The organism is Streptomyces durocortorensis (assembly GCF_016901035.1).
Lineage (GTDB): Bacteria > Actinomycetota > Actinomycetes > Streptomycetales > Streptomycetaceae > Streptomyces > Streptomyces durocortorensis.
This window is the reverse complement of record NZ_JAFEUF010000031.1, coordinates 26,700-37,412: the sequence shown is the minus strand read 5'-3', so window position 1 is coordinate 37,412 and position 10,713 is coordinate 26,700. Positions and strand designations below refer to the sequence as shown.

The 10,713-nt window shown below is 72.1% G+C and carries 10 protein-coding genes; 5 read left to right on the top strand and 5 right to left on the bottom strand.

The window, feature by feature from the left end:
- Positions 1-193 precede the first annotated feature (193 nt).
- The 3 genes from JS521_RS09400 to JS521_RS09390 all read right to left on the bottom strand — a co-directional run bounded on the left by JS521_RS09400 (position 194) and on the right by JS521_RS09390 (position 2,221).
- Positions 194-598 carry an SCO2097 family morphological protein gene (locus JS521_RS09400; RefSeq protein WP_006123866.1) on the bottom strand — a complete coding sequence of 135 codons (405 nt, stop codon included), beginning with the start codon at positions 596-598 and terminating at the stop codon, positions 194-196.
- A 247-nt stretch (positions 599-845) separates the two neighbouring features.
- Positions 846-1,604 (bottom strand): methyltransferase, encoded by a 759-nt coding sequence (locus JS521_RS09395; protein ID WP_205082254.1) that lies wholly within the window; start codon positions 1,602-1,604, stop codon positions 846-848.
- A gap of 80 nt (positions 1,605-1,684) precedes the next feature.
- Entirely contained in the window at positions 1,685-2,221 is a 537-nt protein-coding gene (locus tag JS521_RS09390) for an SAV_6107 family HEPN domain-containing protein (protein WP_205082253.1), read from the bottom strand.
- Between the two features lie 165 nt (positions 2,222-2,386).
- Between JS521_RS09390 and JS521_RS09385 the strand changes: the two genes are divergently transcribed.
- The 5 genes from JS521_RS09385 to JS521_RS09365 all read left to right on the top strand — a co-directional run bounded on the left by JS521_RS09385 (position 2,387) and on the right by JS521_RS09365 (position 8,480).
- Positions 2,387-3,187 carry an ATP-binding cassette domain-containing protein gene (locus tag JS521_RS09385; RefSeq protein WP_205082252.1) on the top strand — a complete coding sequence of 267 codons (801 nt, stop codon included), beginning with the start codon at positions 2,387-2,389 and terminating at the stop codon, positions 3,185-3,187.
- Positions 3,159-5,246, top strand: coding sequence for a YhgE/Pip family protein (locus JS521_RS09380; protein WP_205082251.1), 2,088 nt, complete (start codon positions 3,159-3,161; stop codon positions 5,244-5,246). Before JS521_RS09385 ends, JS521_RS09380 begins: the two co-directional genes overlap by 29 nt.
- A 53-nt stretch (positions 5,247-5,299) precedes the next feature.
- The gene (locus tag JS521_RS09375; RefSeq protein WP_006123872.1) at positions 5,300-5,911 is read left to right on the top strand and encodes a TetR/AcrR family transcriptional regulator; all 612 of its coding nucleotides are present in this window, start codon (positions 5,300-5,302) and stop codon (positions 5,909-5,911) included.
- A gap of 405 nt (positions 5,912-6,316) precedes the next feature.
- Entirely contained in the window at positions 6,317-6,934 is a 618-nt protein-coding gene (locus JS521_RS09370; protein WP_205082250.1) for a DUF4126 domain-containing protein, read from the top strand.
- A gap of 31 nt (positions 6,935-6,965) precedes the next feature.
- Positions 6,966-8,480 (top strand): phytoene desaturase family protein, encoded by a 1,515-nt coding sequence (locus JS521_RS09365; protein WP_205082249.1) that lies wholly within the window; start codon positions 6,966-6,968, stop codon positions 8,478-8,480.
- A 127-nt stretch (positions 8,481-8,607) separates the two neighbouring features.
- Here JS521_RS09365 and JS521_RS09360 read toward each other — a convergent pair whose 3' ends face one another.
- Positions 8,608-9,513 (bottom strand): hypothetical protein, encoded by a 906-nt coding sequence (locus JS521_RS09360; protein WP_205082248.1) that lies wholly within the window; start codon positions 9,511-9,513, stop codon positions 8,608-8,610.
- A 49-nt stretch (positions 9,514-9,562) separates the two neighbouring features.
- Entirely contained in the window at positions 9,563-10,480 is a 918-nt protein-coding gene (gene metF / locus JS521_RS09355; RefSeq protein ID WP_205082247.1) for a methylenetetrahydrofolate reductase [NAD(P)H], read from the bottom strand.
- Positions 10,481-10,713: the final 233 nt, after the last annotated feature.

Here is a 10,713-nt window from a genome sequence, read left to right as displayed (position 1 = left end):
CCCGGAATGGGCGCCCAGCAGAGCGGGACCAGGGGGGGGGGGTCCCTCGTCATGCGCGGCGGCGCCGTGCGCGGGGGCACCGGAGGGCGCAACCCCCCCAAGCCCGGTGAACAACAGCCGGCCGCCCCTCACCCATCTGTGTCCTGCGTCGTGCCATCGCCCGGCCCTGTGAGAAGAACAGGGCCGAGGCGTGCTACTGGCCCTGTTCGTCGCGGCGGCGCTGCCACCGCTGCTCGATGCGGTTCATCATCGACCGGCGTTGTCTCGGTCGGCGGCGTGCGCCGCTGTCCCCGCCACCTGCGGCGGCCGGCTGTTGTTCACCGGGCTTGGGCGCTTTGCGCCATCCGGTGACCGCGAGCACGGCACAGCCGAGCATGACGAGGAACCCCACCACGCTGATCCAGATCTGCTGGGCGACCATTCCGGCCATGAGGAGCGCGATACCCACCAGGAAACCAGCGACCGCCTGGTAGACCCTTTTGCGGGTGTACGTACGCAGTCCGCTTCCCTCGAGCGCTGTCGCGAACTTGGGATCTTCGGCGTACAGCGCTCGCTCCATCTGCTCGAGCATGCGCTGCTCGTGCTCCGAGAGCGGCACGGGATCCTCCTCGTCGTCGGCCGCGGGGGCGACCGGTATGCGGCCCTTCCAGGATAGGCAGGGATTCGCCCCCGTGAAACCCGCCCTCTAGCGTTCAGCCAGTCCGGACCGCTATGTCGGCTCGGCTGCTGAGGCGTAGATTCCCCGACGACCGATCCGCCATGCCGGATGGTGTCACCCGATCATACGGGGCGGACGCCCCTTACGGGGGTCCTGAGTCCCACTCGGTCCGCGCTTGCGTTGCTGATCAGCGCCGCTTCTCGCCCAGGACGTGCAGCTGGGTGGCGACCGAATGGAACGCGGGCTGCTCGGCGACGGCCGCTTCGAGCTTGAGGAGCGCCTCCACGGCGCCGGGCTCGGTGTCCACCAGGACGCCCGGCACGAGGTCGGCGAAGACCCGGACGCCGTGCACCGCGGCGATCTCCAGACCGGCGTCGGAGACCAGGTCGGAGAGCTGATCGGCGGTGAACCTGCGGGGCACCGGGTCGCCCTCGCCCCAGCGGCCGACCGGGTCGGTGAGCGCGTGGCGGGCCTCGGTGAAGTGACCGGCGAGCGCGCGGGCCAGGACGGCTCCGCCGAGGCCCGCGGCGAGCAGGCTGAGCGCACCGGAGGGGCGCAGCGCCTCGACCGCGTTGCGCACACCCTCGGCGGGCTCGTCGACGTACTCCAGGACGCCGTGGCAGAGCACCGCGTCGAAACCGTCGCGCTCCACGACGTCGAACAGGCCGAGGATGTCGCCCTGGACTCCCCGGACCCGGTCGGCGACCCCGGCCTCGGCCGCGCGGCGCTCCAGCGCGAAGAGGGCGTTGGGGCTGGGGTCGACGACGGTGACCCGGTGGCCGAGCTTGGCCGCGGGCACGGCGAAGTTGCCGGTGCCGCCGCCGGTGTCCAGGACGTCCAGGGCGTCCCTGCCGGTCGCCTTGACCTGACGGTCCAGGGCCTCCTTGAGGACCTCCCAGACCACGGCGGTACGGAGGGAGGCGCGGGGGCGCGGCTGGTCCGACACGGCAGATGACTCCTCGGCACGGTGCCGCCGGGGACGGCGGAGCGTGAACAGTGCGGGTGGTGGTGCGAGCGGTCACCACCCTATTGCCTCGCCCCGCCGGCAGGGTGCTCCGGGCGTGGTTGCGGAAGGACCGGCTGGAGCACGAGCAGCCGTTCCACCAGGCGCAGGAACATGGCCGCGTCGCGCAGCAGGTCGTCGGCGTCGCGCCCGCCGGCGGCTCCCGGCACGCCCGCCTCCGCTCGGGCCCGGCGGTCGGCGCCGGAGGCGAAGAGGTCGCTCCACTCGGTCAGTTCGGGAGCTATCTCCGGGAGGACCTCCCAGGCGCTGCGGATGCGCTCACGGCGGCGCTTGTTCGTCTCGGGGCGGCCGCGGGCGGCCAGCACGGCCGCCGCGGTGCGCAGGGCGGCGAGGTGGGCGGTGGCGTACCGCTCGTTGGGCTCGGGGAGCGCGGCGGCCTCCTCGAGGCCGGAGCGGGCCTTGGCGAGCAGATCGAGTGCTGCGGGCGGCGCCGAGGCGCGGCGCAGGACGGGATGGACATCACTGGAGGCGCCGGTCGGAGAGGGGGCAGGGCTGACTGTGCGGCGCCGCGGGGCGGCTGCTGCGGACGAGCTGGCCATGACGAACCTCCTGTCGTCGTGTGACGGCTCCGTGGCCGTCTGTGTCCATGGTGGCGGCCACCACTGACAATGGGCCGTGTACCCGCTTTGAGCAGCAACTTTGCTTTCGGGCGGACGCTCGGGCTACCTTTTGAACTGACTGGTCAGTTCAAAAGGGGAGGGTCTGTGGAGAGCCCGCACGGCGCGGCTGTGAGCGCCGAGGACTTCGGACTGGAGGGACCGCGCGGCCGGGTCTTCCGGGACGTCACGTTCAGAGCCGAGCCGGGGGAACTGGTGGCCATCGAGGGACCGTCGGGGTCGGGCCGCACCTGCCTGCTGCTCGCCCTGACCGGCCGGATGCGCACCACCGAGGGCCACGCGGAGGTCGGCGGGCTGCGCCTGCCGAAGCAGGCCGCCGCCGTCCGTCGTATCGCCGCCCTGGGCCCCGTCCCGATGGTCAGCGAGCTGGACCCCGCCTTCACCGTCGCGGAACACCTCGGCGAACGCGCCCTCCTCCAGGGCCGCTACGGGGCCTCCCTGCGAACCCTGCTGCGTCCGCGCGCGGAGCGCCGGGCCGCCGCCGAGGCCCGGGTGGGCGAGGCCCTCGAAGCCGCGGGGCTCGACCTCGCCACCCTGCCGAAGTCGGGGCGCACCTCCGTACGCGACCTGGAGCGTCTTGAGGCGTTGCGGCTGTCCGTGGCGCTGGCGCTGATCGGCAGGCCGCGGCTGCTCGCCGTCGACGACGCCGACCTCAAGCTCTCGGACACCGAACGCGACCAGGCCTGGGCGCTCCTGCGCTCCGTGGCCGACGCCGGGACGACCGTGCTCGCCGTGTGCAGCGAGGCCCCCGGGAACACGCAGGTCGTGCGCACCGCACCAACCGCCGGGAAGACCGCGGGGGAACCCGCCGCCGAAGAGACCGCCACCCAGGAACCGACCACCGAACAGGAGACGGCCGATGCGATCGCCGAAGCTGGCCGCGCTTGAGCTGAAGCGGTTCGGCCGGGGGAAGCTGCCGGCCGCCGCGCTGGTGGCCCTGCTGCTCCTGCCGCTGCTCTACGGCGCCCTGTACCTGTGCTCGTTCTGGGATCCGTACGGGAAGCTCGACAAGCTGCCCGTGGCCCTGGTCAACGACGACAAGGGCGCCACCAGTGAGGGGAAGCGCGTCACGGCCGGGGACGAGATCAGCGAGAAGCTGCTCGACTCAAAGGTCTTCGCCTGGCACGAGGTCAGCTCCGCCGAGGCCGAGAAGGGCGTCGAGGAGGGTACGTACTACCTCTCGCTGACGATGCCGTCGGACTTCAGCGAGAAGATCGCGTCCAGCGGCGGGGACTCCCCCGAGACCGGCGCGCTCCAGGTGCGGACGAACGACGCCAACAACTACATCGTCGGGCAGATCTCGAAGACGGTCTTCGGAGAGGTCCGCAACGCCGCCTCCACGAACGCCTCCCGGTCCTTCCTCGACCGCATCTTCATCAACTTCTCCGATCTGCACGACAAGACCGCCGAGGCGGCCAAGGGCGCCGACGACCTCAAGGGCGGCATATCGAAGGCGAAGCAGGGCTCCAAGGACCTCGCGAACGGCCTCAAGGACTCGAAGGCGGGCAGCAAGAAGCTCTCCGACGGGATCGTGAAGCTGAACCAGGGCTCGCGCGACCTCGCCACGGGCTCCGCCCGGGTCGCCGGAGGCACCCAGGTCCTGGCCGACAAGGTCAACAAGATCGCCGGTGACGTGCGCCCGTTCTTCAAGGACAACGGCAAGTCCATCCAGGACACCGCCCGGCTGGTCGCCGACACCTCCGGCGCAGTACGGCACAACCTCGACCTGTTGGTGAAGAGCGCACCCACCGCCGCGGCCGATGCCCAGAAGGCGGCCGACGAGCTGACCGAGGTCCACCGCACGCAGTGCGAGGAGGCCGAGGAGCCCGACGCCACGGTCTGCCCGCCGCTGGAGCGCGCCAAGGTCACGGCCGTCGACGTCGCGAAGATCGCCGCCGATGTGAACACCCTGGTCACCAACCAGAACGGCGACCTGAAGAAGCTGAGCACCCAGCTGACCGCCTTCCAGAAGCAGGCCGAGGCCCTCGCGAAGCGCGCGCCGACGCTGGACGGCGACCTGGCCTCGGCCGTGGCCAAGGTCAACGAACTCAACACCGGCGCCCGCAAGGTCGCCAAGGGCGCCCAGGCGCTGCACACGGGGCTCGGCAGCGCGCAGACCGGCTCCAGCGACCTGGACACCGGCGTCGGCAAGCTGAAGACCGGTGCGGAGAACCTGGACGGCGGGCTCTTCCGGCTCGGCGACGGCTCCACGGAGCTGGCCCAGGGGCTCAACGACGGTGTGGAGAAGATCCCGGACTACGGCAAGAAGGACCGCGACGCGCGGACCGACGTCATGGCCGACCCCGTCCAGCTCGCCTCCAAGTCGCTGCACGCGGCCCCCAACTACGGCACCGGCTTCGCCCCGTACTTCATCCCGCTGTCCCTGTGGGTCGGCGCGATGGTGGCGTACATGCTCATCCAGCCGATGAACCGGCGGGCGCTCGCCGCCGGTGCCTCCTCCTGGCGGATCGCGTTCGCCGGCTGGCTCCCGGTCGCCGCCATCGGCACGGCCCAGGTCGGCGCCCTGATGGCCGTCCTGCACTGGGGCCTCGGCCTCCAGATGGCCCACGCCGCCGGGACGATCGGCTTCCTGGCCCTGGTGACCTGCTGCTTCGCCGCGATCGTGCAGTGGCTGAACGCCTGCTTCGGGGCGGCGGGGCGGATCCTGGTGCTGGTGGTGCTGATGCTCCAGCTGACCTCGGCCGGGGGCACCTACCCCGTCCAGACCAGCCCCGGATTCTTCGGCGCGATCCACCCGTACCTCCCCATGACGTACGTCGTCGAGGGGCTGCGCAGGCTGATCACGGGCGGTCCGCTCACCCCGGTCTGGCTGGGCTGCGCGGTGCTGGCGGCCTTCACCGTCGGCGCGCTCGCCCTGACCGCGATCACCGCCCGCCGCAAGCAGGTGTGGAGCCTGAGCCGGCTGCACCCGGAGCTGAGCCTGTGAGCGCGCCCGCGGTCGAGCCCCTGGGCGCCCCGGGGCCTGGAAGAATCAGCCCCATGGAAAGCAGTGGCACCACGCGCCGCCAGGCCACCCGGCAGAGGCTCTACGAGGCGGCGGTGACGCTCATCGCCGAGAAGGGCTTCTCGGCGACCACCGTCGACGAGATCGCCGAGCGGGCCGGGGTCGCCAAGGGCACGGTCTATTACAACTTCAAGAGCAAGACCGAGCTGTTCGAGGAGCTGCTCCGGCACGGCGTGGGACTGCTCACGGCTTCGCTGCGGGCCGCCGCCGAGGAGTCCGAGGAGCGCGGCGGCACCCGGGTCGAGGCACTGGACGCGATGATCCGGGCCGGGCTCGCCTTCATCGACCGCTACCCGGCCTTCACCCAGCTGTACGTGGCCGAGCTCTGGCGCACCAACCGCGCCTGGCAGTCCACTCTGCTGGTGGTGCGCCAGGAGGCCGTGGCGGTCGTCGAGGGTGTCCTGCGCGACGCGGTGCGCAGCGGTGAGCTGAGCGAGGAGATCGACATCCCGCTGACGGCGGCCGCGCTGGTCGGGATGGTGCTGGTGGCGGCGCTGGACTGGCAGGCGTTCCAGCCGGAGCGCTCGATCGACGAGGTCCACTCGGCGCTGTCCCTGCTGCTGCACGGGCGGGTCAGCGGGCACTGAGCCGGCACGTCCGGAATAGCACGGGAAAGCACCGGAAGGCACCGCAGAGCACCGGAAAGCCCCGGGAACGCCGAAGACGCCGGCCGCTGGAGTTCGCATCCCCCGCGAACCCCACCGGACCGGCGTCTTCCGTGCTTGCCGGAAACCCGTTCCCCGTGACCCCGTATGTCCCCCGTTGTCCCCGGGCCTCCGTCGTGCACCCCCGTTGCGTCGGGGGAACCTCGCCGTTCCGCCGCCCCGTGCCGGCGGTCCTGGCGCAGCGCCCCTTCCGTGGTCATCACTCTGCCGTCCGCGCAGGTGGAAGCCCATCCGCGCTGCTACTCATCTGTGCGCCTAGGTACGGATACTCAGGGCCGCGCCCGCGAGCTCACCCGGCTCCGGCACCCGGTCGTTACGATCGCCTGCGTGTCGGTAATCCCCCTGGTGTTCACAAGTGGCTGGGCGAGCGGAATCAACGCGTACGCGGTGGTCCTGCTGCTCGGTCTGTTCGGCGCGACCGGCATCTCCGACGAGGTGCCCGCCGCGCTCCAGCGCACCGACGTCCTGATCGTGGCCGGTGTGCTGTTCCTCTGCGAGGCGGTCGCGGACAAGATCCCGTACGTGGACTCGGTGTGGGACACCGCCCACACCGTGATCCGGCCGGTGGCCGGGGCGGTGATCGCCGCGCTGCTGGCCGGGGAGAGCGGTTCCCTGCCGGAGCTGGCGGCCGGGGCGATCGGCGGGTCCACGGCGCTGATGAGCCATCTGGTGAAGGCGGGCACGCGGATGGCCGTCAACACCTCACCGGAGCCCTTCAGCAACGTCGGAATGAGCATCGCCGAGGACCTGGGGGTCGCGGGGGTCATCACCTTCGCCATATTCAATCCGGTGGCAGCCGCCGTGATCGCGGCCGTGCTGCTGGTGCTCGGCATCGTCACCGTGATCTTTCTCGCCTCGCGGATCCGCCGCTTCCTGCGCCGCCGGGCCCAGCGCCGCGAGGAGAAACGGCTGGCCGGAACGGGTGGGCACTGGCCTCCCGGCTGAGCTGTCGGTGCCGGTCGATAAGGTCACCGGCATGGCACGAATTGCGGTGATCGGCGCCGGGACGGGCGCGATGGCGGCGGCCGCCCGACTGGCCGTGGCGGGCGAGAAGGTGACGGTCTACGAGCGGTCCGCGAGCTACGGCGGCTCGGTCGGCCGCCACGAGCACGAGGGCTTCGTCTTCGACACCGGGCCCGGGCTGCTGCATCTGCCCGCCGTCCAGCGGGACCTCTTCGTGAAGACCGGCAAGCAGTCGCTGGAGCAGTCCGTGACGCTGACCCAGGTCGATCCGGCGAGCCGCCATATCTTCGCGGACGGCACCGCGGTGTCCCTGCCCAACGCCTCCCGGGCCGGAGTGGCCGCCGCCCTGGACGGGGCGCTGGGCGCGGGCGCCGGGGCGCGCTGGAGCGACTTCATGGACCGGGCCCGGGACGCCTGGGACCGCTCACGGCGGCCGCTCCTGGAGGAGCCGCTGCGCGCGGACCACCGGGTGCTGGGGCGCGATCCGTATCCGGCGGTGCGGCAGCGGCGTCTGCTGCGCGCGGCCCGACAGGCGGCCACGGTCGCGGAGATCGGCGCGTGGGAGCTGGCGGACCCGCGCCTGGCGGCCCTGCTCGACGGGTATGTGCTCGCCCACGGTCTCGACCCGCGCACCGCCCCCGCGAGTGCCGCGCTGCTGCCGTACATGGAACAGACCTTCGGCAGCTGGTACGTGACGGGCGGAATGCGGGAGTTGGCCCGGGCGGTGTACGAGCGGTGCGTGGCCCGCCGGGTGGAGTTCGTCTTCGGGGCCGAGGTGGTCCGGGTCGTCGAGAAGGACGGCCGGGCGGCGGGCGTCGAGCTGGCGGGCGGTGAAGTGGCCGAGGCCGACCGGGTGGTGCTCGGGGTCCGGCCGCGTCCGGGCCTGGTGCCGGGTCAGCAGGCGTGGGGCGCGGGCGACGTGCCGGTCCGGGCGGGGTCGGGCGCGGGTGCGACGGGCCGGTTCACGGTGCTGCTGTCGCTGCGCGGGGCCCGGGAGGCGGACGCGGTGCACCGGACCGTGGTGCACAGCGCGGAGGGGGCGGCGGAGCAGGAGGCGGTGTTCGGGGGCCGGGTCGCCGGCCACCCCACGGTGTGGGTGCTGCGCCCCGACGATCCGGCGACCCGGCCGGACGCGGAGCACGAGGCGGTGACGCTCACGGCGACGGTGGCTCCGCAGGGGCCGGTGGACTGGCGGGACGCGGGTGTGCGGCAGCGGTTCGCGGACGTCCTGGTCGAGCGGGCGGGCGCGGCCGTTCCCCGGCTGCGGGAGCGGATCCTGCACACGGAGGTCCGTACGCCCGCGGAGACCGAGGCGGAGACGGGGGCCGAGGGCGGTGCGGTGCCGCCGCCCGCGCTGGCCGGGGCGGACGGCGCGTATCTGCACCCGGGCAACCTCACCCGGCTGCCGGGGCTGTATCTCGCGGGCGGCTGGGCGCACCCGGGCGGCGGGCTCGCGCACGCCGGGATGTCGGGGACGCTGGTGGCCGGGCTCGTGGTGGAGGGCGACGGCTTCCGCGGCTCCCGCTGAGCCGCCGGCGCGCCGGACAGGCTGCGGTCACCTGTCCGGCGGCCCGGTCGTCGCCGTCCTCGGCTCCGCCGCCGCTGCGGGGCCGGAGCCGCTGCCGACGGGCCACGACCCCGGCAGCGGGGCGGTCTCAGTAGCGGTACTGCTCGTTCTGGCCGGTGTCGTAGCCGTTGCCGTACGGGGCGGGCCCGGTGGGCTGCTCCGGCTCCATCGGGGGGTACTGCTCGGCGTCGCGCTGCTGCGGAACCCAGACGCCGCCGGGCGGGGTGTCCACGCCGTAGCTCTGGGCGTAGGGGTCGGCATAGCTCTGCTGCCCGCCCTGGCTGTCGTAGGCGTCGCCGTTGCCGTAGGCGTCGTAGCCGTAGGAGGGGGCTTGGTTGGTGGTGCCGATGTACGGGTCGGAGTAGGCGGCGTAGCTCTGCTCGCCGGTGCCGTAGTCGTACGTTCCGGCGTACGGGTCCTGGGCCGGCTGCTGTTCGTAGCCGGTGTACGGGTCGTACGCGGCGTACTGCGGCTGGGCCGAGGGGTCGGACCGGTGGCCGTTGTCCTGGCGGGCGTCGCCGTTCGGGTCGTAGCCGCTGTCCCCGTACACACCGTACTGGCCGGTGTCGTCGGGGAGCGGCTGCGTTTCGTAGACGGACGGTGCGGGCGGGGCTGCCGGGGGCGGGCTGTACCCGGCTGCGGCGTCCAGGTCCGAGACCTCCAGGTCCGAGACCTCCAGCGTGGGTTCCTTCACCGCGGCGCCCGAGCCGCCGCCCCTGCGCCGGCGGCTCTCCCCCGGGCTGCCGCCTATGGCCCAGCCGGTGGAGAAGCCGCGCCGGAAGGACAGCGTCACGAAGGTCTGGCCGGTGGCGAAGGCCAGCGTCCCGACGACGATGACGGGGACGGAGGCCAGCAACACCCCGACCACCACTCCGAGGAAGCCGCCGAAGGCGAGCAGCCGCCAGCGCAGTCGCGCCTTGTACTGCAGCAGTACCTCGCCGAGCAGCCACAGGGCCACCAGACCGAATGCGATGTAGAGGACCGTCCAGCCCACGCCCGCCCCCTCCTTCGGCCGTAGCCGCTTCGGCGGCGGGTACGACCGGTCACGACTGCTTGTGCAGTCCGAGTTTCTCGTAGATTTCGAGCGTAGCCGTCGAGTTGTTGAGCGTGATGAAGTGCAGTCCGGGCACACCCTCGGACAGCAGCTCCGCGCAGAACTCCGTTGCGAACTCGATGCCAATGGAGCGTACAGCGGCGGGATCGTCCTTGGCTGCGAGGATGCGCTCTTTCAACGACGCGGGCACGGTCGCGTTGCTGAGCTGGGAGAACTTTTCCAGTTGCTTCACGCTGGTAAGGGGCATGACCTCGGGGATCACCGGCGTTTCGCAACCCGCAGCGACCACCCGGTCACGCATCCGGAGATAGTCCTCCGGGCGGAAGAACATCTGGGTGATCGCGTAATCCGCGCCCGCCCGGCACTTGTCGACGAAATGGCCGATGTCAGTCTCCCAGTCGGCCGACCGGGGGTGCATTTCGGGAAAAGCCGCGACGCCGACGCAGAAGTCGCCCGATTCCTTGATGAGGCGGACGAGGTCGGCGGCGTACTTCACGCCCTGCGGGTGCTCCACCCACTCGCCCATCGGGTCGCCCGGCGGGTCGCCGCGGACCGCGAGGATGTTCCTGATGCCCGCGTCGGCGTACTGCCCGACCATGTTGCGCAGCTCGGCGATCGAGTGGTTGACCGCGGTGAGGTGGGCGACGGGAGTGAGCGTGGAGTCCGCCGCGATCTCCTGGGTGGCCTTGACCGTCCCGGCGCGGGTGGAGCCGCCGGCGCCGTACGTCACGGAGACGAAGCTCGGCCGGACCGCCTCGACCCGGCGCAGCGCGTTCCAGAGGTTGCGCTCACCCTTTTCCGTCTTGGGCGCCCAGAACTCGAAGGAGTACGACGTCTTGCCGGTCGCCAGCAGGTCACGCACGGTGCGCGCGTGATCCGTCCTGGTGGAAGCTGTTCCAAGGGCCATAAGGGGAGGTTAACCAGGGGGTGGACACTCACCCAACCAGAGCGGGAAACTTTGTCTCGAATTGTCGGACTGTTGTCCACTCCTCGGACATTCCCCGCACCGGAGCCCTCCACGCTCCCCGTCGGTACGTCGAGAGTTCAGGGCGCGTACGCCCGGACCCGTCGGGCCGGCGCGGGGGGGGGGGCGGGGGGGGGGGGGGCGGCGGTGAGGGCGGCGACGCCGACGACGGGCAG